The organism is Thermodesulfovibrio hydrogeniphilus (genome assembly GCF_054657355.1).
This window is the reverse complement of record NZ_BAAHYW010000001.1, coordinates 1,366,274-1,392,739: the sequence shown is the minus strand read 5'-3', so window position 1 is coordinate 1,392,739 and position 26,466 is coordinate 1,366,274. Positions and strand designations below refer to the sequence as shown.

Here is a 26,466-nt window from a genome sequence, read left to right as displayed (position 1 = left end):
TATCGCTCCTCGCAATGACAAAAAAATGCATTCAATAACATTTGATCATTACTCAATTTTCACATTCACATACACTTTACACTTACACTTCTTTAAGCCAGTGCTTTTACTGCCTTTACGATTTCATCTGCAATTTTGTAACTCGGTGCAACAATCTCTGCACCACCTCTTTCTATTGCTTCCTTTGGCATACCAAAAACTATGGCTGTCTCTTCAGACTCTGCAATGGTTATTCCTCCAGCCTTCCTTATCTTTACCATGGCATCAACTCCATCGTCTCCCATTCCTGTAAGCAAAACGGCAGTTATCAAAAATATTGTGTCTCATTGTAAAACCTCATATTAAAGAGCTGTAAAAGTTCATATGCTTTTGATTTGATAACAGGCACAGGATTCTTCCATTTACCATACTTCAGTCTATCAATCTGCAGAATTAAATTTAATCTAAAAAAATACTCTGAGACTGAAAATAAACTCCAAGTTTTCTACTTATCTGTTCTATTCGGTTTTTAAGATTATCTACTAATTCGTCATGTATATATATTTACTATCTATTTAGGACATCTAAGAAAACAAAAGACCTAATTTCCTTTACTTTCACCCTTCATGATTTCATCAAGTAGTTCTTCAAGAAACTCCCGCATTGCTACTTTTTCATTTGGTTTCTTGTTTTCACCAAAATATTTCTTCAGTATTAATTCAATTGCTTCGTTTTTTATCCTCTCAAATGTCTGCTGATCCATCTTATATCCTCCTCTCTTTCTACCCTTAGACACAACTTTATTATCACTCCCATGGTATTATATACTTGCAGGTATAACGGGTTATAAAAGAGTCACTAATGGCAAAAGATAGATTATCAAAATCCAGATTTTGAAAAGGTTCTGGATTAATGTGAGAAGCTTTTTTAATACGGCAGATATACTTATATGCTGCTTGTTAAAAACGATCGAGGAGAGAGATATAAAGACAAGGGCGCTAGAGATACCCTGCCCAACAATTCAAAAGAGAAACTTTTGGTTTATTTCACGAGACTCCTGATACCTCTTACCGAAAGACTTTCTAATGGTACAGTCTTTTTTGCAGTTATACTTGAATATGAGTAAAAAAGTGATACTCTGGACTTAGTGCCAGAGCGAAATTACAATCACATTGATCAGTCCTTTGCCTTTAATTTTGTCCTCAACACCATTGGTTCGGGATACGATATCTCCTTCTTCACTACTCATAAGCAGCAATCTTTCAAGTAGATGGATGGTTAATTGGCAGGGATATTCATCCCTTCTTTTGTTGGACCTTATCCGGTGAATATCCGTCCACACATCAGAGATAAGAGGTCCAAATTGATGCATCTGGCTCTTTTTACCGCCATAATCTTGTAAGATTAAGGGCAATTTCTACAGCGGTTGTTCAATAATTCTGATATCATAAAACTTAAATTGGTTAGATTTCACATAATAATAAAATTCCATAGTGATTAGGTAAAAGCATTTTACCAAGATGAGAACCCATTGCATCCCGGGAAATCCATTGGCGGAAGATAGCAATTTCATTTAGATAAGAGCCAAAATATATTAACTATTTGGGAATGTTATAAACAAAACAGAGCTTGTGGGTTTGGTGATCCGAACCATCTCACGAAGCCATTCCGTAAACCAAGTGAGATATTCTTCGACATCACATTTATCATAATAACTATTGAGTTTTTTTAGATTGAATGGCGGATAAAAAAGTAACATCAACACTGATCTGAGGTATTTTTCTCATGATTTCTAAACAATCACCCTGAATAACTTTGTTTATTAGGGAATTAAAAAATTCTTTATTTCCCATAGAACATCGGGGAGAGCAGATATTTAAACTTTTCAAGTTTATTTCTGAAATATAAGTATATCTTCAACCCCTATTTTCCCTTTATCTGCTTTTGATAGGCCATGTTCAATGATATCAACTAATTTAAACCCCACTGATTTACCTAAGTCCCCTAATATTGGAGATGTTTCAATTATTTCTTCTTTTCCATTTATTATCCAGGAATGGCATTTACTAACAACCATTAGATAATATCTGCCCTTTTTAAGCACTCTATAACACTCCTCAAACGAGAGTTTCATCATTTTAAGATAGTTCTGGACAATTTCGGCTTTGTAAGTTCTACGCGCTTTTTGCAAAGTCTCTATAAGTCTTAAATTTGAATCTGGTAATGTAATAGAAAAATATTTATCACTTACAAAAAGAGGCATATTTTTATACTTAATTTCGTCTCTATGCCTTGCTTCATAGAAGTTTTTTGTTGATTCCCACTTAAGGTCCTCATCCAGACCCAAGATTAATATAGAGATTTTATTATTTCCAATATAGTCTAATGCATCAAAATAAGGTGGTGATGTAAGTATCCCATCTATAGTTTCATTTCCTATCATAGATAGATTGGTCGCATCTCCTTTTATAATCTTTACTCTTCCACCATCAAGTTTAACATCCAACATTTTAGCCAATTTTTGTGTAGCATATAAAACTAAATACCTATCTTCAAGATAAGATTTAAATGAACCAATTATATCCCATGCCCTGTTTTTTTCAGAATATTCAACAATCTGCTGGCTTAAAAGAATCAAAAGAAATTGTCTAATTTTATTATCTTCAAATCTTTCTATTTTTTCTTTAAGTAGAAATATCTTCTCAAGATGGGGCTCTATTTTTTTAAAAGCTGTGCCATTTAAAGTATATTTTCTTATTTTTTCCTTTAAAAGTATGGAGTCAGTTTTTATATTTCTTTTGGAAACGCCACTATCAATTGCTGTTAAAAGTTCAATTATTGAACTTCTTAATTTTTTAATATCTATTGCAATATCACATTTTACCTCAGCAATCATTTTGCCTATGTTTAACACCTCAACCCCTATCGCATTTATTCCCATTGTTGGAGCATCAGCAATAAAAGCACCTGAACCTACAAAGGGATCAAGAATTGTCTCTCCTTCTTTGACTCGTAGAAGGTTTATCAATGCCCTTGATATTCTCGGGTCTCCTTTTCCCTTATATTTGTGAAGATAGTGTAGAAATGGCTTGCGCAAATCCGTGAATGCCCAGTCTACAAAATCACCAATGTGGTTTTTCCCGAGTCCAAAATGAGGGGAACGATAATGTCCGTTTTTGAGGTGTGAAAGTAATTCATTTAAGCCTCTTTCAATTCCTGATTCCTTTTCTGCAAAGTAGGTTTCCCAGTTTTCATTATTTTTAGGTCTGAAAACACAAGATGGAAGTTTTTTTATTTCTGTGGCATATTCAAAGAGCGCATGAAAGGGCAAAAATCGGAGTACAACTAATTTATTTTTATGCTTTTTCATGTTTTTCAAGAAGATTTGTGTGTAATGATTGAGCTCTATTTTTTCAGCGTCTAAATTTTTATCAATTGTTATCCCGATTTTTTTCAATACTTCTTCAATCTCCTTGGCCTCAAAGATTATATAAATCTCCCTGAAGAATGTAGCCCTCTTAACTGTATTTATTATATTATTTGTAGGTGGCACTTTTGCCAAAAAACCCTGAGCTTCACCAAGATATACTAATCTTGTTATTAAATGGATTACTTCTTCATCCAGTTGATTAAATGGTCTATCTCTAAAAAGAGTAGCAAATGTCCTTATAAATTCTGTTTTTGTTTCTAATAAGCTATCTATTTCCTTCTGGGCAAGATATATTTCATCAGGATCTCTTAAATCAAATTTTAACTTTGCTAAACAATATAGATTCATCATTTCACCTTAAATAATTCGCAAGGTTTTATCTTAAATTGTAATTTAGTTGGGTCTGGCGTTCCTCCTTTTCTTTGCATTGTAATTCTGCCAATATATAAACTTCCACGTGGTGAAATCTCTATTTCCCCTGAACCAAAGAAATTCATAACTGTGTTAATATCCTTCAATATCCAGGTAGTGGTATAATTATTTTTATTATATCGCGTAACAAGCATCCAATCAGCAGACAATCCTCCTCTTCCTTTCAAAATATCTGAAACTACAAGAATTTTGTTTTCTTTAAAGAAATTTATTATCTTTTTTCTTAAATATTCTGGCAATTCATCAAGGAACATTCTCCTATTATCTCTAAGGTTTCTATTTGATACAATCTCTGGATAAGAATATGGATTGATTTCACCAGTAAACAATTTTAGTCCAAGGGCAATTTCATCATCAAAATTCCACATCTCTTTATACGAATCTACCCGTCTTTTATCTACCTGGTTATAGTCAGCATCTGAGTTTGCTTTCTTTAATGATAAATTTTCTATTTTTAGAATTTTGCCAATCGTAATAATAACTCTTATCTGAACATCTGCCTTCTTGAATTTCATTAAATCTTCAAAACGCTCTCTTAGTTCTAATTTTTCTATATCTTCCTTTTTTCATACGAGTCGGTATTAGAATTGCTTCAACTGAATCTATACAATTGATTTCATATCCCATAATCTTAAGCCAGGTTTTTGCTTCTTCGTCTCTTTTCCAATTATTGAACTTCTTACAAATTTCTTTTTCGTTTGCAAAACCACCTTTAGCAGTTGAAGAACCAATCTCAAATTTTGTCATATCGGCTTCTTCTAATATGATTATTTTTAAACATTATTTTTCTTATATGTTCAACTAATACAGATCTTTTAACCCTTCTCTTTTTATCTTATTTTTTAGAAGAAGAATATTCTGGGCAATTGAAGAAATATGTCTCTCGTAATCTTCTTCAAATTCTTCGTTATAGAAATAGAAGGTATTTTTTGAAATTACGATATTAAACTTCTCCTCTAGGAATGAGAGATTATGTTTCATTTTTCTGTTTCCTCCAGTTGCAACTCAACTAATAACTTCTTGTAAGTTTCATTGAAGCGCTATTCATATATTTTTCTTCCCCCAATAAACACCAGTATAGGTAAAATGCAGAGTAAATTTGAGCATCTTTTTGCTTTCTTTTCCGCGCGCAGTCTTTCTTTCTCCTTCTTTATTTTTTGTGCTATTTTCTCATACATTTTATACTTACTTCAATTTCTTTTACGATAAAATGAGGAGTATGTTCATCTGCTTGAATACCAACTAAATCTGATTCTAACTGAATTATTAATGAGGCTATATTCTCCTAAAAAAACAATATATACTCATCCTTCATCGTATTTTGCATCCCTTTTATTGGTTTTACGATTATCTGGTCAAGAACAAATCTATGGTTTAATGCCATTTCTTCAATTCTGGTCTCTAATCTTATCCCACCTGTCTGAATATCATTTGAGCCTATTACGATAACTGCATATTTGCTTTTTTTTTAAACTCGTGCCATTTCAGACAATACTTGATTCATATCTTCAAAATAAATTGCGAGTTTTTCTTTTCTTGTTTTAACCTTCAAACCTATCATTTCATTTTTAAGTTCAGATATATTGTATCCTAAATACTCTAATTGTGGTCTATCATTTTCAGCGTAATCAATTGCAAAAGAATAAGGAAGAGATGTAATGATAGCATCTATTGAATTGTCTTCTAAACAGAGATTTCTTGCATCTCCAATTTTAAATCTAGCATTACCAATTTTGAGGTCAAGTTTATCCCTTTCCTGAATAAAAGATTTGATTTGTTCCACATATCTTTTAAGCACAGAAGGAAAAAGAATCTCTTTACTTTTTGAACATCTGCTTGAATAACCCATTGCATCCAAGAAGGCAAGCAGAGTAATATTCTTTTCCGAGTTGAACTCGTTATCATAAGAAAAATCTAAAGGTAACTTCTTACTGCTCATTAATGTCCTATAATTTTTGTCCATATTTTTAAGGAGTAAGTATTAATGATAACTCAGAACTGTCTACTTTTAATGCTTCATTCTTTACCTTACTCATTAATACACAAAATGGGCTTTTTTCAATTTAAATTGAATCAATTCCTATTATACCTGCTTTCACATTTAAAATGCCACTTCAACACATTGGGTCAACGACCAAATCCCCATGTTGAATATTCAAAATATTAAGTATACCTTTTAGCCCATCTCCAAATAGAGTCTTCCTCATAAGCTTGTGGTTACTATATCAAAATGTCACATGTTATTAATAAATTAAAATGTCACATTTGTTAATCTCCTACATTTAGATGCATTTCCTCTAAAGGTAGGAGGTTTTATGGATACAAGATATTTAGTTACGGAGGAAGAGTTGAAGAGATTTGAGGTAATGACTCAAGTATTGAATGGCTCTATGACTCTTAGACAGGCTCAGGAAATTTTAGGATTGAGCTATAGGCAACTTCTAAGGATCAAAAAGAAACTTGTCTGTGAGGGCTTCTAAGAAAAAGACCTTAGAAATCTCAGGCCTTAAAGATTAGCTTCAGACTTGACTTTTTAGGGAGATTTACAAATCCTGCATTTTTGACACAAACTTAGGAGTGCCAATAAAAATTCCTGATTTATAACAACACAACTAAGTTTTTGTTTTTTATGCAGAGTTTCATCCCTCTTAGGTAGTTTGGACTTACATAGAATTATTTGTCGCTTGTAGGGGGCAAATGATGATTGGAATGGATTTGGTGTTAAACTAATCTTCTATAAATAAAAAAGTTGGACTTGAAAATAAGCATAAGAGGTAGCAGGTTTTAACTGTCATTATAGATTATGACATCTGAATTTTACATCTTTACCGATAAACAGCTATACTCTGCTCATAGGTTGATAGCAAGCCTACTCCACCTGCTCATTTTGGTACTACGGTAATATGTTTTAGCTTACCAGCATTCACCAGAAAGTCCACAGTGTTGACCTATAGGTTATAAATGTCGTTAACTTAAATATATACATTGTGCATTTAAAATTCTTTTTGAAAAACTTAAAGTCGCCCTCATTGACTACTAAGTCGATATAATTTCACTTAGTTAACTTTTCTTCCATTGTTACATACTCATGATATAACATCGAACATAGGATTATTCCTTTCTTCACCCCTGGGTTGCTTTCGCCTTTATTCATAGCTATTAGTTTAAGAAAGTTTTTCATTTCTATATCGGTTAAAACTATTTTTAATTTTCTTCTTCTTAAGACTAAATATTGATCATCTTGATTTTCCAAATCTGTCAAATACGCTATTTATGTCTATTCCTCCCTGAGCTCCAAAAAATTCCTTAAATACTCTCGTAACAAGCTTAGAAATTTTCAGGATTTTAAAAAACATTTTAAAAAACTGTCTCGTGTGAACTTTCAAGATATGAATTTACTCTTTCTAACTTCTTAAAACCTTAAGAATTAAAAACTATAATCTCCTTACATTCCCCTATGACTTTTCCCAACAAGTATGATATTTCGGAGTAATAGAGCTGATGAGTTAAATGCTTATCAGCTAATTTCATCTTTCTACAAAAAGATATCTTAAAAATTTACGGTATTTATAACGGTATCAGTGATTTAAATAAAAATTAGAAAATTCTTTAGAAATTAAATAGTTAGTTAGCTTAATTCGACCACCTTCCACTTTTTAGTAGGTAGATGGGTGAGGGACTCTTAATGAAATGAGTAATAAACAATACTTTATTACTAAAAATCTCTTTTCTTTCAAAATGACTTTTTTATGTGGTCTAAATCGATTATCCTTTTCTTTCTCTTCTAATTTTCTCAACATACTCAATAACGAGCACTATTATTATTCCCACAAGTATGGCTGATATTGCTGAAATTAAGATAATTAGCTTTGTTTTTGGCTTAACGGGAGTGCTTGATATGTAAGGCTTATCTACAAGTTCAACACCCTTCAGATTTTTAAGGGTTTGGTCAATTGTAATTTTCTCATGCGGAAACGAGCAAGGAAGCCTTGGTCAGTGGAGAGAGGGTCAAAAAGTGAGGGTATAATGACTTTTTTCGTATTAGGGATAGATAAAAAGAACGATAAGAAACTTTAGGCTTTTTATCAAATGATTACACTAACAATTGGACAAGCTTTAGAAATAAAAATTTAAAAAATGTTATAATATTCCGTTCTATTCTAAAAAGAAAAACATTAACTATATCAAGGAGAGAGAGCTTTGGAACTAATTGAAAAGATTAAAGAAAGGCGAGCTCATGTTGGCATTATTGGGCTTGGTTATGTGGGGATGCCATTGGTGGTGGAGTTTTGCAGGGCAGGGTTTAGTGTAACGGGTTTTGATATTGACGAGGAAAAAGTATCTGCTCTTAAAAGTGGTAAAAGTTATATAAAGCATATATCTTCTGAAGTCATCAAGGATCTAAAAAATTTTACTCCAACTACGGATTTTTCCAAGCTTAATAAGATGGACTGTATAATCATCTGTGTTCCAACACCGCTTAACGAATACAGAGAACCTGACATGTCTTATGTTTTCAATACAGCCAAAACAATCGCAAAGTACCTCCGCAAGGATCAGTTGATAGTTTTAGAATCCACAACGTATCCAGGGACTACAGATGAAGATCTAAGGGCTATACTTGAAGAAACAGCTCTTAAAGCCGGTGTTGATTTTTATCTTGCATACTCACCTGAGAGAGAAGACCCTGGAAATAAACATTTTACAACGAGAAAGATTCCAAAGGTTGTAGGGGGGTATACAACAAAGTGTTTAGAACTAGCCAACACTCTCTATAGCCAGATTGTAGAGAAAACCGTGTGTGTTTCTTCAACAAAAGTAGCTGAAGCCACAAAGCTTTTAGAGAACATCTACAGGGCAGTTAACATAGCCTTAGTTAACGAGTTAAAGATGCTCTTTGATAGAATGGGGATCGATATATGGGAAGTCATAGAGGCAGCCAAGACAAAGCCTTTCGGTTTTCAAGCCTTTTATCCAGGACCTGGTTTGGGTGGGCACTGTATACCTATAGATCCTTTTTATCTTACATGGAAAGCAAGAGAGTATGACTTCTCTACAAGGTTTATTGAACTTGCAGGCGAAATAAACACATATATGCCTTACTATGTTGTACAAAAGACTATAGAAGCTTTAAACCAAAGGGGCAAAAGTATAAAAGGTGCTAAAATCCTTATTCTAGGATTAGCTTACAAAAAGGATGTGGACGATGCAAGAGAATCACCATCTTTCAAGTTAATAGAGCTTTTAGATAAGAAAGGTGCTCAAGTTGATTACAACGACCCTTACATTCCAACGGCTCCCAAAACACGAAAGTATAAGTTAAGTAAAAGCTCTGTCCCACTTACAGCTGAAAACTTGAGAAGTTATGATTGTGTAATAATTGCAACGGATCATTCGGATTATGATCCAGAATTTATTGTTAAAAATGCCAAGCTTATTGTTGACGCAAGAAACTTAATTAAGAACCCGTCTAAATATCCTGACAAAGTGGCGAAGGCATGAACAAATCTGTAGGTTTAGTTGGAATAGGATACTGGGGTAAAAATATACTACGTAACTTATACGAACTTGGTGTAATTTATGCAGCCTGTGACTTTAACAGAAGCACCATCGAGCATTATAAAAACATTTATCCAGATATTTACTACACTACCTCCTTTGATGAAATACTGCAGATACCACATATCCGCGCTATTGCCATTGCGACACCAGCTGCCACTCATTACGAACTTGCAAAAAAAGCTCTTCTTGCAGATAAAGATGTATTTGTGGAAAAACCCCTTGCACTGAATATCAAACAAGGAGAAGAACTTCTTGACATAGCCAAAGATAAAGGAAAAATACTGATGGTAGGTCATATTCTCCAGTACCACCCTGCCGTTATAAAGCTTAAGGAATTGATAGATGGTGGAGAACTTGGAAAGATCCAATACATCTATTCCAATAGATTAAATATTGGTAAACTAAGAACTGAAGAAAACATACTCTGGAGCTTTGCACCGCATGATATTTCTGTTATTCTCATGCTTGTGGGAGAGGAACCTACAAAAGTTAATGCCTTTGGAGGAGATTACTTAAACAAGGATATTCACGATATAACAATAACCACATTGGAGTTTAGAAATCGCGTAAAAGCTCATATCTTTGTAAGCTGGCTACATCCCTATAAAGAGCAAAAGCTTGTAGTTGTAGGTACCAAAGCAATGGCTGTTTTTGATGATGTAAGTAAGGAAAAGCTATTTATCTATCCTCATAAGATCCAATGGAAAGAAGGTAAAATTCCCGTTGCCCAAAAGGCAGAATACTATGTGGTTCCTGTTGAGGATAAGGAACCGTTAAAGGAGGAGCTTAGGCATTTTATAGAGTGTATAGAGCGAAGAAAAGAGCCAAAGACAAACGGTGAAGAAGGTTTAAGAGTTTTAAGAATATTGGAGACTGCAGAGAATATCATAAAAAGTGAAACAGGATATAAAATCTTAACAGATAAACCTTATTTTGTTCATGAAAGTTCTTACGTTGATAGTAAAGTAGAAATTGGGGAAGGGACAAAAATATGGCACTTTTGCAATATTCTAAGGAACACAAAGATTGGAAAAAACTGCATAATTGGTCAGAACGTTATGATAGGACCTGATGTAACAATAGGTGATAGGTGTAAGATTCAAAACAATGTCTCTGTTTATAAAGGTGTAACCCTTGAAGATGATGTCTTTGTAGGTCCTTCGGCGGTATTTACCAATGTTTACACTCCACGTGCTTTTATAGAAAGAAAGAAGGAGTTTTTACCCACAGTTGTTAAAAAAGGTGCAACCATTGGAGCAAATGCAACGATAGTTTGTGGTATAACCATTGGTAAATACGCTATGGTAGGTGCTGGTGCTGTAGTTAAAAAAGATGTACCCGATTATGCTATAGTTGTTGGTGTACCTGCAAAACAAATTGGCTGGGCATGTAAATGTGGCGTAAAGCTAAAATTTAACAACACAAAAGCTACATGTAGTTACTGTGGTAGCCAATATATATTGGAAAATAATCGTTTAGTACCTTTAAAGGAGACAGTATGAGAGGGATTCCACTTTTGGATTTAAAACTTGAGTACGAGTACATGAAGGAAGATATAGATAACGCAATTAAGAGATGTCTCGAGCATCAAAGATGGATACTTGGCCCGGAGGTAAAGGAGCTGGAACAGAAAATAGCAGAGTATCTTGGCGTAAAGTACTGTATAGGATGTTCTTCTGGTACTGAAGCGTTGGTGCTGTCTCTGAGAGCTCTGGCTATAAAAACCAAAGGTAAAGAGTACTTTGACAGGACAGATGAAATCATAACAACGCCTTTTACCTTTACAGCTACAGGAGATGCCATATTAAGAGCAGGTGCTACACCTGTTTTTGTTGATATCGATCCACTGAGCTTTAATATAAATCCAGAAAGTATAAGAAAGTACCTATCATCCCAATCTAGATCTAGAGATTCCAAAGTTGTGGGTATAATTCCTGTTCACCTTTACGGTCAACCGTGCGACATGGACGAGATAATGAACATCGCCAAAGAGTACGATTTATTTGTAGTGGAGGATGTAGCACAGGCCTTTGGTGGTATGTGGAAAGGAAAGAAACTTGGATCTTTTGGCCATACAGGTGCTTTTAGCTTTTTCCCTTCCAAAAATTTAGGCGGCTTTGGTGACGGTGGAATGGTTGCAACCAATGACGAAGAGATCGCAGAACTTGTGCGGATGCTTATAAAGCACGGTGGCAAAGATAAATACAATGTAGATCATATCGGTTACAATGCAAGGCTTGATACCATTCAAGCGGCCATACTTCTTGCAAAACTGAAGTATATAGATGAATTTAACGAGAGAAGAAGAAAGATAGCAGAGATTTACAATAGAGAACTCAAAAGTTTGAGTATAGGCTTGCCACTCAGCGAAAATGACAACATCTACCACGTATATCACCAGTACACTATAAAGGTTCCTACCAAAAAAAGGGATGAACTTCAAATATACCTTAAGGAAAGAAATATAGACACGATGGTTTATTACCCTGTGCCTTTACATAAAATGAAAGTGTTCAATGGTAGATGTAAAACTGTAGATGTTAAGCAAGCAGAACAAGCTCCTAAAGAAGTTCTAAGTCTACCCATAGAGCCCTTGCTTACTGAGGAAGAGGTGCGTTACGTATGTAAAACAATCAAGGAGTTTAAATGGTGAAGGTTGCAAGTATAGTGGGTGCAAGGCCTCAGTTTATAAAGCTAAAACCTGTTGCCAACGCGCTAGAAAATGCTAAAATCGAGCATGTAATAATTCACACAGGTCAGCACTACGACTATGAGATGTCAAAGGTATTTTTCCAGGAACTAAGCTTGCCAGAGCCAAAGTACAATCTGGGGGTAGGTTCTGCTTTACATGGAAAGCAAACCGGCCAGATGCTTGAAAAAATAGAAAAGGTACTTTTGGAAGAAAAACCAGACATAGTTTTAGTTTACGGTGATACCAATTCCACTCTTGCAGGCGCTTTGGCAGCAGTCAAACTACATATTCCAGTAGCTCATGTGGAAGCAGGACTAAGAAGTTATAATAAACGTATGCCAGAAGAAATAAACAGGGTTCTTACAGATCATGTATCAGATCTTCTCTTTTGTCCCACACATACAGCGGTAGAAAATCTTAAGAAAGAAGGCATTGAAAAAGGTGTTTTCTTTGTAGGTGATGTTATGTACGATGCTGTGCTTGAGTATGGAAAGATTGCTCAAAGGAAATCCCAGATACTTGGACGCCTCGCTCTTGATACAAAGAGCTATGCTTTAGCTACAGTGCATCGAGCAGAAAACACAGACAACTTAAAACGGCTCGAGAACATATTTTTAGGACTGTCCAAGCTTGCCCAAAATGGGCTAAAGGTAATTGTTCCACTTCATCCAAGAACACGTAAAGTGCTTTCCACACTTTCTATTTCTGAATCACTTCCTTCAAACCTTCTCATTATCGAACCTGTATCTTACCTGGATATGCTGATGCTTGAGAAAAATGCTCGTGTTATTCTTACAGATTCTGGTGGTGTCCAAAAGGAAGCCTTCTTTTTCAGAGTTCCCTGTGTAACCTTGAGGGAAGAAACGGAATGGGTAGAAACAGTAGAAACTGGCTGGAACGCACTTGTGGGAACAGATCCAGATCGCATTTTAGATACAACACTAAAAGCAAAGCCAGGTACAGATTCAGCTTCTTCTTATGGAGATGGAAGGGCTGGGGAGAGGGTTTTCTCCATTTTAGAAAGTCAGGTTAGCAAATATGGGTTTTGAGCACGATTATTACGACCAACCTGAGCTTTGGGGAAAGGATTTTTCTGAAATTCCGGCAGAACGGGAGCGGATCAATGCCACTATTGAGCTCATTCCACTTGATGTTAAAACCAATCTTGACGTAGGTTGTGGAAATGGGGCCTTTTTGCATGCATTGCCGTCCAATTATGAGGCTATAGGAATCGATGCAAGTCGAGAGGCTCTAAGACATGTTAAAGTCAAAACGGTCCATGGCAATATTGAGTGTCTTCCTTTCCCTGATGAAAGTTTTGATTTAGTTACTTGCCTAGAAGTGCTCGAACATTTGCCAGTTAAAACATTTGAAAAAGCTTTGTTTGAGCTTCAGCGAGTAAGTAAAAAGTACATCATTATTTCAGTGCCAAATAGAGAGAATATTGAACAATCGCTTGTTATGTGTCCAAAGTGTTACTGTTGGTACAATCCTCATAGACACGTAAGAAGTTTTAATCATGAAATTATGAAAACTTTGTTTACGCAGTTCACCCTTGCTACTTTGAAGGAAATCGGTCCTGTTGAACCAAGATCTAGCTATAATCGAATTATTCTTGGGGCCTATAAGTTATGGAAAAGGACACTACCTCCTGCTACTGCTGTATGTCCTCAATGTGGGTACCAACTTAAAACACACAGTGAATCTCCCAAGAATGTCTCAGAAACCAAGCAGACCTCGCATTTGATTTCGATTGTAAAACCTATAGCGCGGACTATTTGGCGACCGCTGAGCATTCCTCGGTGGTTATTGGCTTTATATGTTAAGAAAGAAAGTGAGAATGGGTAACTTTGTTAAAGATGTGAGCTTAACTGTTAGCACGAACCTAGCTTCGCTGGTATTTGGTCTTGTAACCTCTGTCATCTTGGCCAGAGTTCTTGGTCCAGAAGGAAGAGGAATCTATGCCCTTGCCACACTTCTACCATCTCTCATAGTAACCTTTGGAAATCTGGGGATTGGACCTGCAACTGTCTACTACGTGGCCCGCGGCGAGTTCCGGAGCCAAGAAATATTAGGAAACAACGCCCTGCTTAGTGTAGGTCTCGGCAGTGCTGGATTTCTTGCCGGTTTGCTTATTGCTTTTTTCTTCCGAGAAACTGTCCTTCCAGGCGTTTCCCTGGAGTATCTTCTCTTAGCTCTAACCCTTGTGTTTCCCAACTTTTTCTTTTCTTATATCAATTACGTACTCCTTGGTGCTCAGCGCATTAAGGAGTTCAACTACGTTCAGATTGTCCAGTCCGTTCTTTTTCTCTTGTCCATCGCTATCGCTTTGCTCGTGCTGAAGGCTGGCGTGAGTGGAGCCATACTCGCAGGGTTGCTCACCTGGCTTGTGGTTGATGCTCTGGTCTTTCGCCTGGCTGCGAAGGTTGCCGGAGGAGTTGATCTCAAACCTAACTGCCTTTACATAAAGCGGGCGACTACATACGGCATTCAGGCGCATCTATCAAACATTCTGGGGTTCCTTAACTATCGTGTGGACATGTTCCTCGTCAACGGCTTCTTGGGGCCGGCTGCTTTGGGGTTATACTCCGTAGCGGTTGGGCTTGTAGAGAAGTTGTGGATGATTTCCTACGCAGCAAGCACGGTGCTCTTTCCTCGGGTGGCAGGAGAATCTAAAGAACAAAGGCGCAAGGAGTTTACACCTCTTGTGGCGCGTACCGTCCTCTGGACTACGGGTCTTGTAGCCTTGGCATTGGTGCTTCTCAGTCATTGGATCGTGCTTTTGTTGTATTCTGAGGCTTTTTTGCCTGCTGTTAGTGCTTTAAAGGCTTTGCTTGTCGGAATTGTAGCTCTTAGTGCTTGGCGGGTGTTGGCCAATGATATCGCCGGTCGTGGACATCCGGGATTGAACATCTACACTGGCTTGGCTGCGGTGGTCACCAACATAGCCTTGAACCTTCTTTGGATCCCGCGCTATGGAATTGTAGGTGCAGCCTGGGCCTCAACAGTTTCTTACACGGTGTCTTTCCTTTGCGTTCTCTTTTTCTATTGCCGTCTCTCCGGCAACCGTTGGACCAAAGTCATTTTCCTCCAGCGAGACGATTGGATGCTGTATTGGCAGACGGTGGTAGTACTGTGGCAATGGATCAGGACAAAATGAAGGAGGAATAACGTATGGGTATTGTGAACAGAAAATCTCCAATGAGTGAGAATGCTGAAGATGAAGTAAGGAAAAAGTTTCACGCTTCGAAAACTGTGTTAATGATGTCAAGAATTGAAATCCAGCCTCTCGTTCCAGTATACGGTACTCCTATCATTAACTATACACTTCGTGCTTATCTTAATGCCGGCTGGACAATTTATTTTGTAGTCGGGTTTAAGCCTGACCCAGTAGACTATGAATTGATTAAGCAACTAAATATCTCTTGGTTTCAAATACCATTGCTGCGCACCTTAGAAAGATTACCGAAGATTGGCTTTTTCGCCCGAGCTGTATCGTGGCTGGTTGGGCAGATTCTGTTTTTTGTGAAAGGTTTCCAAATTATCAGCAAGCACAAGGTCGACCTGATCTACACGTGGGATACGAATGAAGCTGTTGCAGCATGGATCTTATCAAAAATATTTGCGATTCCATGGGTAGCACGATATCTCGGTACACCAGTAAGTGGCTTAAAGAGGAAAGTACTTTGGAAAGTCCGTTTGTGGCAACTACTCCTTGCATACAAGCTTCCTGCTGACATAATCATAATGACAAACGATGGAACGCAGGGTGATAAAGTTTTACAAGAGTTGGGTGTGGATATGAGCAAAGTGCGGTTTTGGATGAACGGTGTAGACTGGGAGTTTTTTAACACTGAAAATCGATCTGAAAAGGCCAAAAGCCTTCTTGGGCTCAACAATATGTATGTTCTCCTTTGCATTAGTAGGCTGGTCAGTTGGAAGCGAGTAGATCGCTCTATTAGTGCTTTGCCAGATGTAGTAAAAGAACATCCAAATACGATTCTCGTTATTGTGGGAGACGGTCCAGAGAGAGAGCGTTTGGAACAATTAGCCCTTCAGCTTGGAGTTAGAGAACACGTGAGGTTTGAAGGAGCAGTGCTCCATTCTGAAATACCTAAGTATTTGGCTGCAGCTGATATCTTTCTATCCTTTTATGACTGGTCCAATGTTGGAAATCCTTTACTTGAAGCCATGATGGCTGGAAAATGCATTGTAACTTTGAATAACGGCGATACGGGACGTTTTATTCAAAATAATGTCAATGGTGTGCTTCTGGACTATGAGGATTTGCCAAAACTGCCGAAAGTGATCAATGAACTTCTTTCTGATGAAGAACGCCGTAAACGCTTAGGATCTAACGCGTACAGATTCGCTAAAGAACACTTTTGGAGTTGGGAAGAACGGTTGGAAGCTGAGGTGAAGGAAGTAGAAAAGCTTATTTTGAAGCAGTTCAGGAGGGAATGACTGCTTGAGGAGAAAGACTTTTATATTCATATCCGACATAAGGATTAATTTCTTACCCATAAGCTTGGCTATTACCGTATTTCTGTTGGTAGGAATGTGGATTTCTGGATCGGGGATGTCTCTACCTTCTATAATATTAACCTTTATAGCTATCATTCTAGTTGGGTGGCATCTCCTGTACGTAGCAATACCATTAACTAGTTTGGAAAAATTTTTCTGTTGGCTGACTTTTGTTACAGGTTTCTTTGGGCCAGCCTTTCTTTTTATAGACATAGGTCCATTTGCTCTTTTCCCTTTCAGGATATTCTTAATAATACTGTGGGCCTTGTTTACTATACATATGCTAGCAAATGGAGGAAAGATCTTTATAAAACAGCGTCAAATACGCTCGTATCTTCTTTTTCTTGTTTTTTGGTTGTGGTATGCTGTAATTTCGCTAAGCTGGGCGCAATCCAAAACAGATGCGTTGCGTCATATTATTTTTTTAGCAACGGGTTTTTCAGTCATATTTTTTGTAAGTTTTTACTTTCGTAATGAAAAGGACTTGAAACGACTTTTTTGGGTATGGTTAGGGGCTTTTTGGAGCATGCTTTTAATAGGACTATGGGAACACTTAACCGGTAAACATCTTCCAGTATCGGGATACAGTGAAGATAAACTCTTGGAAGTAGCTGAGTATGTGAGAATAGCTGTAATGAACATACCAACAGGGGTTTTCAAAAATCCCAATGATTACGCTACATTTCTTGTCTTGAGTATCCCGTTTAATTTAAGTTTTATTAGATACAGTCAAAACCTTTTGTTAAGGGCCTTTGGGATAGTAACTTTTCTTCTTAGTAGTTATTTCATCTTGATCACTGGCTCGCGTGCAAATCTTTTAGCTCTATTCCTTGAGATAGGATTTATTTGGGTCTTTTTGGAGCGTGGAGTTCGTAAACTGAAGTGGGTAGTTATCATAGCCATGGTATTGAGCATAAGTGTATGGTTGTTACCTGAAATACTTGAACTAATTTTTATTAAAACAAGCGAACAATTATTTTCGCTCATTTATCAGGCACAGTACCAGATTGAGTCTTTCTATGTTCGATGGAATCTCCTCAAAAATGGTTTACTTTTTGTATAATTCCACGGCCGGCTTTGGTGTAGGTGCTGGTAATGCTGAGTATTGGATGGAAAACTTTGCACTTTACGATACATTTGGCATTCTTAACCCGCATAATTGGTGGCTGGAAATACTGATTAACTATGGAGTCTTCATATTTACTGGATACCTTCTATTTTTCCTGAGCCTTGTTCGCAGGCTCTGGCAAGCATATAAAACCACTGATGGGGCCGACCGCATGATTGCCGAAGCGTTGCTTCTATCGCTTGTCGGTTTTTCCATTGCCAGCATAAGTTCCAGTTCGATCATGGCGTTTACTCCTCAGTGGTTGTTGTTCGCTTTTGCGTTAGCCTTCTTGAATAGATGGCGCTGCTCGTTGAGGAGAGAAGGCTTATGAAGGTGCTCGTGATCTCCCATATGTATCCCTCTTCGTTCAATGAGGTAGGAGGCATATTTGTTCATAAACAAGTAAAGGCTCTGGTCAACGCAGGATTAGAGATACGAGTTGTCTCACCGATTCCTTGGGCCCCCTGGCCTGTAAAGCACCTAAAGCGAAAATGGAGAGCGATTTCAAAGGTACCAGAAAAAGCATTATTGGATGGAATTCTAATATATTACCCACGCTACCTTGAATTTCCGCGAGCATGGTTTTTTGCTTCGTCAGGGTGGCGGATGTATAAAGGTATTAAAAGGCTTGTTAAGACTCTTCGTCGGGAGTTCCCCTTTGACCTTATCCATGCTCATGTTGCATTACCGGATGGATATGCTGGTGCTCTTTTAGCACAGGATTTTAGGAAGCCATTAGTCATCACTATCCATGGCCAGGATCTCCAGCATACTGTTTACCGTGGTGCTAACTGCAAAAAAAAACTTGGTTATGCGCTACAAAATGCTGCTAAAGTAATAGTAGTAAGCAAAAAACTTTATCGGCTTGCGGTTAAACACTTTGACGTTACTAACAAATTAGCCGTTATACCTAATGGTGTCGATTTCCAAGAAATCGCACAAGCGGAAACCAATAGAAAAGAGAAGAACAACAATGTTATTCTTTTAAGTGTGTCAAATTTGGTCTTGACTAAAGGAATTGAGTTTAACATCAGCGCAATCAGACAGTTGAAAGACAAATATCCGAATCTCCAATACTGGGTGGTAGGAAGTGGACCAGAAGAGAGAAAATTGCAGGCTTTGGTTGCCCGTCTTGGGTTAGAGGAGCGGGTGAAGTTCCTAGGGCGTCAGCCGCACAGCAATGCCTTGAGGTACATGGCCAACTGTGATGTGTTTAGTCTTCCCAGTTGGGATGAAGGATTTGGGATTGTATATATAGAGGCAATGGCACTGGGGAAGCCAGTAATTGGCGTCCAAGGACAAGGCATAGATGGTATTGTGGTTCATGGGGAGAATGGTTTATTGGTAAAGCCTCACGATGTCGATAGCCTCGTAGAAGCTCTGGATTTCCTCCTCAGTCACCCTGAGGAAGCAAAAGCCATGGGCGAACGAGCCCGCCGACTTGTCTTAGAAAACTACACCTGGGAAAAAAACGCTGAAAAAACAATTCAAGTTTATAAAGAGGTGCTCGATGAATACTAAAGTCTGTATCCTCACCACCGTTCACTCGCCGTTTGACACCCGCATCTTTCACAAGGAGGCGAAAACATTAGCTCAGGCTGGATACGATGTAACATTGATTGCCCAGCATGAAAAAGACGTGGTGGTGGACGGTGTCAAGATCATCGCCTTACCCAAACTGCGGAACCGCCTCGCCCGTATATTCGGTCTCACTTGGCGAGCTTTCTGCCTTGCTTTGAGGCAGCGGGCAGACATTTACCACTTCCACGACCCTGAACTCATCCCGGTGGGACTGCTGCTCAGACTGCTGGGCAAACGGGTGATCTACGATGTGCATGAGAATGTGCCCAAGCAAATCTTACACAAGGAATGGATACCGAGCCCACTGCGTTGGCTAGTGGCGAAGGTGGCTCAATTTGTGGAAGCGGTGGCTGGTAAAATTCTCAATGCGGTGGTAGCTGCCACACCCCAGATTGCTAAGCACTTTCCTGCTGCCAAGACCGTAGTGGTACAGAACTTCCCAATTCTTGATGAGTTGCTGCCACCAAATCCCATGCCTTATACCAGCCGACCGCTTAAGGTTGCTTACGTGGGTGGCATCACGGCCATTCGCGGTGTCCGAGAGATGGTGCAGGCCATGGCTTTGCTGCCGAATAGTCTAAGTGCCAAGCTTGTGCTGGTGGGTACCTTCAGCCCACTCACTTTGGAAGAAGTTGTGCGGCGCCTGCCCGGCTGGGAGCGGGTAGAGTTCCTGGGATGGCAAGATCGATCTGGAGTGGCCAAAGTATTAGGAGATGTGCGAGTTGGCTTAGTTGTGTTTGGGCCAGTGCCGAACAACGTAGAGGGCTGGCCAGCAAAACTCTTCGAGTACATGTCCACAGGGCTTCCGGTGATCGCCTCTAACTTCCCTTTATGGAAAGAAATCGTCGAGGGGAACCAATGCGGAATTACGGTTGATCCCCTTGATCCGAAAGCAATTGCCCAGGCCATTGAGTACTTGCTCACTAATCCTGAGGAAGCCCAAAAGATGGGTGAAAACGGCCGCCGGGCTGTGAAGGAGAAGTATAATTGGGACCTAGAGGCAGCGAAGTTGCTCAGCCTTTACAAGGAGTTGCTTTTGCAATGAATGGTAAAAAAATTCTATAATGTATATTAACGACCCGGAGGCTCATATGAATATTAAAGATAACCTACCCTTTGTTTCAATTATCATTCCATGTCGCAATGAGGAAAAGTTTATTGGCAAATGTCTCGATTCTATTATCGCTAATGATTATCCAAAGGATAAATTAGAGATTTTTGTTGTTGATGGAATGAGCGAGGATAAAACAAGGGAGGTTTTAAAAGAATATACTCAGAAATACCCATTTATTAAGATTTTAGATAATCCAAAAAAGGTCACCCCAAGCGCCTTGAATATAGGGATTAAAAAGGCAAAAGGAGAGATAATAATAATAATAGGTGCGCATACGGAATACACAAGAGACTACATCTCAAAGATAGTACACTGGCTCAAAAAAAGTGGTGCCGATAGTGTAGGGGGTATTTTGATAACAAAGCCAGGGGCAAATACCTTGATAGCAAAAGCAATTCCTCTTGCATTGTCTTCCATGTTTGGTGTAGGAAACGCATATTTTAGGACTGGTGTAAAAGAGCCTAGATATGTTGATACTGTTCCTTTTGGTGCTTATAGACGGGAGGTGTTTGATAAGATTGGCTTGTTTGATGAGGAATTAGTGAGAAACCAGGATGACGAATTAAATTTACGATTAATAAAAAATGGTGGTAAAATCCTTCTTGTTCCAGACATTATCTCTTATTATTATGCGAGAGATTCTCTTCTTAAATTATGGAAATTGTATTTCCAATATGGCTACTTCAAGCCTCTTGTTGCTTTGAAAGTAGGTACAGTACTTACATGGCGCCAGCTTATTCCAGCCATCTTTGTTGGAAGCCTATTTATATCCGGAATACTTTCATTCTTTTTTAGTCCATTTTTATGGTTATTTTTCTTCATTCTTTGTAGTTATCTTCTGGCCAATTTGGGATTTTCAGTATACTTATCACTAAAAAAAGGTATTAAATATCTTCCTTTTTTACCACTTTGCTTTGCTACTCTACATTTTAGCTACGGAATAGGATATTTAAAAGGCATTATGGATTTTATAATATTGAAAAAACATAAAAAGAACAAGAACAAAATTAAGGACATTCCTTTAACAAGGTGAAAGAATGATGAATATAGAAGAAATTAAAAGAATAAAATCAGTTTATGAAAAAAGAAAAATAGAGGTACATCCACAGCTATATTCATACTTTAATCCTGGTAACTTTTTCATAGTTCAATCAAGAGAAAGAGAAATTATTAACACACTCAAGAAATTTGGTATAAATTCTCTTGAAAATAAAAAAATTTTAGATGTCGGTTGTGGAACAGGAAGTTTTTTAAGAAAATTAATTGAATGGGGGGCTAATCCTGAGAATTTATATGGAATAGATCTATTACCTGATAGAATCGAACAAGCAAAGAAACTATCTCCAAACATTAACTTTGTTTGTGGAGATGCTTCTAAACTTCCTTACGATGATGAAACTTTTCATGTTGTTATGCAATTTACGGTTTTCACTTCAATATTTGATGACAGTTTGAAAAAAATGATTTCTAAAGAAATGTTAAGAGTTTTAAGGAGAGATGGAATAATTCTTTGGTATGATTTTATTTATAACAACCCAAAAAACCCTGATGTAAGAGGAATAAGTAGAAAGGAAATCATAAATCTTTTCCCTAACTGTGAATTTTTATTTAAGAAAATAACCCTGGCACCTCCAATCGCTCGACTTGTAGCACCAAGGTCATTTTTAATGTGCTACCTACTTGAGCTTATTCCATTTCTTAGAACCCATTACTTAGCGGTTATAAGAAAAAAGGAGAATCTTATATGAAGGACTTCCTTCCTTTTTATGTGCCCGATATTGGGCAAGAAGAAATTGAGGAAGTGCTGGATACTTTGCGTTCTGGTTGGTTGACCACTGGGCCAAAGACCAAGCAATTTGAAAGAGAATTTGCCCAATTTATTGGAGAAGAAGTTGAGGCTATAGCGGTCAACTCTGCCACAGCAGGATTGCATCTTGCATTAGAAGCAATTGGTATAGGACCAGGGGATGAGGTTATAACAACTACTTACACTTTCACAGCAACTGCAGAAGTGGTTCGTTACCTTGGAGCCGATCCTGTATTTGTTGACATCGATCCCAATACTCTTAATATCGATCCTTCAAAGATTGAAGGCGCCATAACACCCAGAACAAAAGCTATAATAGTTGTCCATTTTGCGGGTCTTTCCTGCGATATGAATAGGATCTTAGAAATAGCTAAAAGGTATAACCTAAAAGTCATAGAAGATGCTGCCCATGCATTACCTGCCACTTACAAGGGTAAGCTCATAGGATCCCTCGAAAGTGATGCTACTGTTTACAGCTTTTATGCAACAAAAACTATAACCACAGGAGAGGGTGGTATGGTTGTGACAAAGGATCCCGATATAGCCAAGCGCTGTCGTATTATGCGTCTGCACGGGATAGATCGCGATGCCTTTGACAGGTATACATCAAAAAAGCCGTCGTGGTATTATGAAGTAATAGCACCAGGCTTTAAGTATAACATGACAGATCTGGCAGCATCTCTTGGGATTCAGCAACTAAGAAAGGCGTGGGACTTTCAGAAAAAACGAGAGGCAATAGCAAATGTTTACAATGAAGCCTTTAAGAACTTACCTGTGATATTGCCTCCCAACGCACCTGATGGTGATATTCATGCCTGGCACCTGTACGTTTTGCGACTTAGAGATAATGCTCCTGTGTCTCGTGACCAATTTATCAATCTTATGGCCGAAAATGGCATAGGTTGTAGTGTTCACTTTATTCCTCTACATCTTCATCCATATTGGAAAGAGAGATACAACCTAAAGCCTGAAGATTTTCCAGAAGCACTAAATGCATATAAAAGGGCTGTGAGTTTACCCTTTTACACCAGGATGAAAGATGAAGAAATAGAGAAGGTTATAATGACTGTAAGGGAAATTTTAGGATGATTGCGAAGCGTATATTTGACTTTTTTTTTGCTACAATAGGGCTTATTTTACTTCTTCCAATTTTTGCTTTGATTGCCATTTGGATAAAGCTTGATTCTCCTGGTCCTGTCTTTTTTCGCCAAGTAAGGGTAGGACGTTTTGGAAAACCTTTTAAATTATATAAATTTAGAACAATGTATGTTGACAGCGAATCAAAAGGACAGCTTACGGTTGGAGAAGATCCAAGAATCACAAAAGCTGGTTACTTTTTAAGAAAATATAAACTCGACGAGCTTCCACAGCTAATAAATGTGGTTAAGGGAGAAATGAGTCTTGTTGGTCCAAGGCCCGAAGTACCTCGTTATGTAGCCTTCTATCCACCAGATGTGCGTCAGAGGGTGCTTTCTGTGCCACCAGGCATTACGGATTTCGCATCCATAATGTTCAAAGATGAAAACGAATTATTGGCACAAGCACAAGATCCGGAGAAAGTCTATATTGAAGAAATTCTCCCTGTAAAACTCAAGTGGTATGAAAAATATATTTTGGAACGTTCTATTTCCTTAGATTTTAAATTAATTCTGCTTACATTGATGAAGATAATAAAAGGAAGGTCAGGACAAAATGCTTAAATTTTTACTCACGCCAACTCATAGAAAACGTCTTTTCTTTTTTTTATTCATGGATATTCTCTTGCTATCTCTTTCCCTATATCTCTCTTTTTTAATTCGATTTGAGTTCAATCTGCCAGATACTTACAAAAAGTTAATTTTAAGTGCTTTGCCATTATTTGTTCTGGTAAAACTTTGTGTTTTTCCTTTTTTTAAGGTATATAAGCTTACATGGAGGTATGTAGGTATAAACGATTTATTGAATATTATATCTGCTCTCTTTGTTTCAGAGCTTGTTCTGATAGCCATTATTCTTGTACCATCTCCATTTAATTTCTACTCCCTGATAGGAAAGATCTCTAATTATGTACACCCTGGTTTTCCAAGGAGCATTTACTTAATAGACTTGACTCTATCGATACTGTTGATATCTGTACTCAGGATATCCAAGAGAGTTTATCTTGAGATTGTGTGTAAGAAAAAAAGCTTTAAGCAAGGACTAAGAACAGTGATTATTGGAGCTGGCAATACAGGTGAGATGGTACTCAGAGATATGCTTAAGCAGAAGTTCTTTCCATTTTATCCTGTTTGTTTTCTTGATGACAACAAAGATTTGTTAGGAAGTTGCATCCATAATGTTAAGGTGGCAGGGAAAATTAGTGACATTAAAAGTGTTGTGAAACGATACGATATAGAGGCAGCGATAATAGCGATTCCTTCACTGCATTACAGGGCTGTAAGATCCATTTATGAGGATTTAAAAGAGGCAGGTGTCAAAACAGTAAAGATTGTGCCACGTATTTATGATCTTCATAAACCACAGATAAATATAAAAAGCCTCGAAGATATAAGCGTTGAAGACCTGATAGGTCGTCAACCTATAAATGTAAACTACAAGGAAATAGAGAGCTTTTTAAAAAATAAAGTTGTCCTTATAACAGGAGCAGGTGGATCCATAGGCTCGGAGTTAACCCTGCAGGTTTGTGGTTTTTATCCAAGGAAGTTAATACTTTTTGAGATAGATGAGACAGCACTTTATAATATTTCCCTAAAGTTAAAGAGAATCTTTCCTACGGCATATGAGAACATTCATTTCATTATTGGTGATATAAAGGAAAAAAAGAGGGTTAGTGAAGTCTTCGAGTTTTTTAGACCAGAGATTGTTTTCCATGCAGCTGCATATAAACATGTGCCTATGATGGAGTACAATCCCACAGAGGCGGTCAAGGTTAACGTATTTGGTACCTACAATGTAGCAAAGTCTGCCCTTCAATATGGAGTTCAAAAGTTTATTTTAATTTCAACAGATAAAGCAGTTAAACCGAAAAGTGTAATGGGAGCAACAAAGAGAATCGCTGAGTATATTTGCACAGCACTTAACAGCATGGGTAGTACTGAATTTGTATCTGTACGATTCGGAAATGTGCTTGGAAGCAGAGGAAGTGTCTTACCCATATTCCTTGAGCAGATAAAACAGGGAGGTCCCCTTACAGTAACACACAAGGATATGAAAAGATACTTTATGACTATCCCGGAGGCTGTATCTTTAGTTCTTCAGGCAGCAGTTATAGGAAAAGGAGAAGAAATTCTTGTTCTAGATATGGGAGAGCCTGTGCGAATAGTAGATTTAGCAGAAGAACTGATAAGGCTTCACGGAATGGAGCCATATAAAGACATCCAGATAGAGTTTACAGATTTAAGACCAGGGGAGAAACTTTTTGAAGAGATTCTTACTGCAGAGGAGGGAACATTTGCAACAAGACATGAAAAAATATTCATAGCAAAAAACAGTGAAACATACACTATCGAAGATATAGAAAATATGTTATGCGAGTTTAAAGTAGCGATTAGTACATCATTTCGTGGAGATAAAAACTTTAGAGATTTATTTAGAAAATATGTGAAATACTATGATGACGAAAAAGTATTTATAAAAATCAATTAACTACTTACCTTTTAAACGATTAAATACGAGGTATTTTTTTAGTGTTTCAACTCTCTCTCTGTTCTGGGGATCATTAACTATCTTTTCTTTATATTCCATGAAGAACGCTAAAAATACTGATAAAAAGAAACCCAAAAATGTTGCTATTGTTACCATCAGCCCTCTTTTTGGTTTAACTTTTTTCTCAGGAGGAACCGCTTCTTCTATCACCTGAATCACTACTGCCTCTCGTGCCTCATCGAGTTTTTCATATACTTTTGCCTCAAGCTTGCATAGCTCTACCTTTAAGGTTTTTAAGGCTTCTACTGCCTTTTGAAGATCAGGATTATTTGGCGTTGAATATGTCTTCATTGCCTGGATCTCAACCTCTTTTGCAGCAATCTTAGCCCTGAGCTCGGCAATGCCTTCAATCAAAGCCTTTATCTGCTCTTCTACTTGGAGAGCACCTGTCTTTTCCTGAAAACCTCTCATTGTCTCTTCAGCCTTCATAAGGGGAACTTTTGCATCTTTAAACCCAACTTCATCAATTTTCAGCCTTTAAAAATATCAAAAGCTTTATAATTCAATAAGTTATATCTTTTTTCATTCAATTTTGTAGTCTAACCTAATTTTA

The 26,466-nt window shown here is 37.6% G+C and carries 28 protein-coding genes and 1 pseudogene; 17 read left to right on the top strand and 12 right to left on the bottom strand.

Annotation, left to right across the window (positions count from 1 at the left end; translation table 11 throughout):
* Nucleotides 1–92: 92 nt before the first annotated feature.
* The 10 genes and pseudogenes from ACYQ3P_RS07010 to ACYQ3P_RS06965 all read right to left on the bottom strand — a co-directional run.
* Nucleotides 93–308 (bottom strand): annotated as a pseudogene (locus tag ACYQ3P_RS07010) (chemotaxis protein CheB); the annotation flags it as partial.
* Nucleotides 309–580: 272 nt separating this feature from the next.
* Nucleotides 581–742 (bottom strand): hypothetical protein, encoded by a 162-nt coding sequence (locus ACYQ3P_RS07005; protein ID WP_460177217.1) that lies wholly within the window; start codon nucleotides 740–742, stop codon nucleotides 581–583.
* A 381-nt stretch (nucleotides 743–1,123) separates the two neighbouring features.
* Nucleotides 1,124–1,351 carry a hypothetical protein gene (locus ACYQ3P_RS07000; RefSeq protein WP_460177216.1) on the bottom strand — a complete coding sequence of 76 codons (228 nt, stop codon included), beginning with the start codon at nucleotides 1,349–1,351 and terminating at the stop codon, nucleotides 1,124–1,126.
* A 222-nt stretch (nucleotides 1,352–1,573) separates the two neighbouring features.
* The gene (locus tag ACYQ3P_RS06995) at nucleotides 1,574–1,738 is read right to left on the bottom strand and encodes a DNA methyltransferase (protein WP_460177215.1); all 165 of its coding nucleotides are present in this window, start codon (nucleotides 1,736–1,738) and stop codon (nucleotides 1,574–1,576) included.
* Nucleotides 1,739–1,870: 132 nt separating this feature from the next.
* Nucleotides 1,871–3,760, bottom strand: a complete 1,890-nt coding sequence (locus ACYQ3P_RS06990) for a hypothetical protein (protein WP_460177214.1) — start codon at nucleotides 3,758–3,760, stop codon at nucleotides 1,871–1,873.
* A complete protein-coding gene (locus ACYQ3P_RS06985) occupies nucleotides 3,757–4,356 on the bottom strand; it encodes a PDDEXK family nuclease (RefSeq protein ID WP_460177213.1) in 600 nt (199 codons plus the stop codon). The genes ACYQ3P_RS06990 and ACYQ3P_RS06985 overlap by 4 nt, the downstream gene beginning before the upstream one ends.
* 7 nt (nucleotides 4,357–4,363) lie before the next feature.
* Nucleotides 4,364–4,588 carry a PDDEXK family nuclease gene (locus tag ACYQ3P_RS06980; protein WP_460177212.1) on the bottom strand — a complete coding sequence of 75 codons (225 nt, stop codon included), beginning with the start codon at nucleotides 4,586–4,588 and terminating at the stop codon, nucleotides 4,364–4,366.
* A 54-nt stretch (nucleotides 4,589–4,642) separates the two neighbouring features.
* Entirely contained in the window at nucleotides 4,643–4,822 is a 180-nt protein-coding gene (locus tag ACYQ3P_RS06975) for a hypothetical protein (protein WP_460177211.1), read from the bottom strand.
* Between the two features lie 59 nt (nucleotides 4,823–4,881).
* Nucleotides 4,882–5,019, bottom strand: coding sequence for a hypothetical protein (locus ACYQ3P_RS06970; RefSeq protein ID WP_460177210.1), 138 nt, complete (start codon nucleotides 5,017–5,019; stop codon nucleotides 4,882–4,884).
* 290 nt (nucleotides 5,020–5,309) lie between these two features.
* Nucleotides 5,310–5,780: a hypothetical protein gene (locus tag ACYQ3P_RS06965; protein ID WP_460177209.1), complete on the bottom strand. Its 471-nt coding sequence runs from the start codon at nucleotides 5,778–5,780 to the stop codon at nucleotides 5,310–5,312.
* Between the two features lie 376 nt (nucleotides 5,781–6,156).
* On the opposite strand from ACYQ3P_RS06965, the gene ACYQ3P_RS06960 reads away from it, so the two are divergent.
* Nucleotides 6,157–6,321, top strand: coding sequence for a hypothetical protein (locus ACYQ3P_RS06960; protein ID WP_460177208.1), 165 nt, complete (start codon nucleotides 6,157–6,159; stop codon nucleotides 6,319–6,321).
* A 1,285-nt stretch (nucleotides 6,322–7,606) separates the two neighbouring features.
* Here ACYQ3P_RS06960 and ACYQ3P_RS06955 read toward each other — a convergent pair.
* Nucleotides 7,607–7,774 (bottom strand): GNVR domain-containing protein, encoded by a 168-nt coding sequence (locus ACYQ3P_RS06955; RefSeq protein ID WP_460178059.1) that lies wholly within the window; start codon nucleotides 7,772–7,774, stop codon nucleotides 7,607–7,609.
* Between the two features lie 267 nt (nucleotides 7,775–8,041).
* Between ACYQ3P_RS06955 and ACYQ3P_RS06950 the strand changes: the two genes are divergently transcribed.
* The 16 genes from ACYQ3P_RS06950 to ACYQ3P_RS06875 all read left to right on the top strand — a co-directional run bounded on the left by ACYQ3P_RS06950 (nucleotide 8,042) and on the right by ACYQ3P_RS06875 (nucleotide 25,853).
* Nucleotides 8,042–9,343, top strand: coding sequence for a nucleotide sugar dehydrogenase (locus ACYQ3P_RS06950; protein ID WP_460177207.1), 1,302 nt, complete (start codon nucleotides 8,042–8,044; stop codon nucleotides 9,341–9,343).
* Nucleotides 9,340–10,905, top strand: a complete 1,566-nt coding sequence (locus ACYQ3P_RS06945) for a Gfo/Idh/MocA family oxidoreductase (protein WP_460177206.1) — start codon at nucleotides 9,340–9,342, stop codon at nucleotides 10,903–10,905. The genes ACYQ3P_RS06950 and ACYQ3P_RS06945 overlap by 4 nt, the downstream gene beginning before the upstream one ends.
* Nucleotides 10,902–12,056 carry a DegT/DnrJ/EryC1/StrS family aminotransferase gene (locus ACYQ3P_RS06940; protein ID WP_460177205.1) on the top strand — a complete coding sequence of 385 codons (1,155 nt, stop codon included), beginning with the start codon at nucleotides 10,902–10,904 and terminating at the stop codon, nucleotides 12,054–12,056. Before ACYQ3P_RS06945 ends, ACYQ3P_RS06940 begins: the two co-directional genes overlap by 4 nt.
* Entirely contained in the window at nucleotides 12,053–13,144 is a 1,092-nt protein-coding gene (gene wecB / locus ACYQ3P_RS06935) for a non-hydrolyzing UDP-N-acetylglucosamine 2-epimerase (RefSeq protein WP_460178058.1), read from the top strand. The genes ACYQ3P_RS06940 and wecB overlap by 4 nt, the downstream gene beginning before the upstream one ends.
* Nucleotides 13,134–13,943 carry a class I SAM-dependent methyltransferase gene (locus ACYQ3P_RS06930; protein ID WP_460177204.1) on the top strand — a complete coding sequence of 270 codons (810 nt, stop codon included), beginning with the start codon at nucleotides 13,134–13,136 and terminating at the stop codon, nucleotides 13,941–13,943. Before wecB ends, ACYQ3P_RS06930 begins: the two co-directional genes overlap by 11 nt.
* Nucleotides 13,936–15,255, top strand: a complete 1,320-nt coding sequence (locus tag ACYQ3P_RS06925; RefSeq protein WP_460177203.1) for a flippase — start codon at nucleotides 13,936–13,938, stop codon at nucleotides 15,253–15,255. The genes ACYQ3P_RS06930 and ACYQ3P_RS06925 overlap by 8 nt, the downstream gene beginning before the upstream one ends.
* Nucleotides 15,256–15,269: 14 nt before the next feature.
* Entirely contained in the window at nucleotides 15,270–16,559 is a 1,290-nt protein-coding gene (locus tag ACYQ3P_RS06920; protein WP_460177202.1) for a glycosyltransferase family 4 protein, read from the top strand.
* Nucleotides 16,560–16,644: 85 nt separating this feature from the next.
* Nucleotides 16,645–17,682, top strand: coding sequence for a hypothetical protein (locus ACYQ3P_RS06915; RefSeq protein WP_460177201.1), 1,038 nt, complete (start codon nucleotides 16,645–16,647; stop codon nucleotides 17,680–17,682).
* Nucleotides 17,639–18,058: a hypothetical protein gene (locus tag ACYQ3P_RS06910; RefSeq protein WP_460177200.1), complete on the top strand. Its 420-nt coding sequence runs from the start codon at nucleotides 17,639–17,641 to the stop codon at nucleotides 18,056–18,058. Before ACYQ3P_RS06915 ends, ACYQ3P_RS06910 begins: the two co-directional genes overlap by 44 nt.
* Nucleotides 18,025–19,248: a glycosyltransferase family 4 protein gene (locus tag ACYQ3P_RS06905; protein WP_460177199.1), complete on the top strand. Its 1,224-nt coding sequence runs from the start codon at nucleotides 18,025–18,027 to the stop codon at nucleotides 19,246–19,248. The genes ACYQ3P_RS06910 and ACYQ3P_RS06905 overlap by 34 nt, the downstream gene beginning before the upstream one ends.
* Nucleotides 19,238–20,353, top strand: coding sequence for a glycosyltransferase family 4 protein (locus ACYQ3P_RS06900; RefSeq protein WP_460177198.1), 1,116 nt, complete (start codon nucleotides 19,238–19,240; stop codon nucleotides 20,351–20,353). Before ACYQ3P_RS06905 ends, ACYQ3P_RS06900 begins: the two co-directional genes overlap by 11 nt.
* Nucleotides 20,354–20,399: 46 nt before the next feature.
* Nucleotides 20,400–21,455: a glycosyltransferase family 2 protein gene (locus ACYQ3P_RS06895; RefSeq protein ID WP_460177197.1), complete on the top strand. Its 1,056-nt coding sequence runs from the start codon at nucleotides 20,400–20,402 to the stop codon at nucleotides 21,453–21,455.
* A 4-nt stretch (nucleotides 21,456–21,459) separates the two neighbouring features.
* Nucleotides 21,460–22,170 (top strand): class I SAM-dependent methyltransferase, encoded by a 711-nt coding sequence (locus ACYQ3P_RS06890; protein ID WP_460177196.1) that lies wholly within the window; start codon nucleotides 21,460–21,462, stop codon nucleotides 22,168–22,170.
* Nucleotides 22,167–23,318, top strand: coding sequence for a DegT/DnrJ/EryC1/StrS family aminotransferase (locus ACYQ3P_RS06885; RefSeq protein ID WP_460177195.1), 1,152 nt, complete (start codon nucleotides 22,167–22,169; stop codon nucleotides 23,316–23,318). The genes ACYQ3P_RS06890 and ACYQ3P_RS06885 overlap by 4 nt, the downstream gene beginning before the upstream one ends.
* Nucleotides 23,315–23,929, top strand: a complete 615-nt coding sequence (locus tag ACYQ3P_RS06880; protein ID WP_460177194.1) for a sugar transferase — start codon at nucleotides 23,315–23,317, stop codon at nucleotides 23,927–23,929. Before ACYQ3P_RS06885 ends, ACYQ3P_RS06880 begins: the two co-directional genes overlap by 4 nt.
* A complete protein-coding gene (locus ACYQ3P_RS06875) occupies nucleotides 23,922–25,853 on the top strand; it encodes a polysaccharide biosynthesis protein (protein WP_460177193.1) in 1,932 nt (643 codons plus the stop codon). The genes ACYQ3P_RS06880 and ACYQ3P_RS06875 overlap by 8 nt, the downstream gene beginning before the upstream one ends.
* On the opposite strand, the gene ACYQ3P_RS06870 is transcribed toward ACYQ3P_RS06875, so the two are convergent.
* On the bottom strand, nucleotides 25,854–26,342 hold the full coding sequence (locus ACYQ3P_RS06870) for a GNVR domain-containing protein (RefSeq protein ID WP_460177192.1): 489 nt from the start codon (nucleotides 26,340–26,342) through the stop codon (nucleotides 25,854–25,856).
* Nucleotides 26,343–26,466 lie beyond the last annotated feature (124 nt).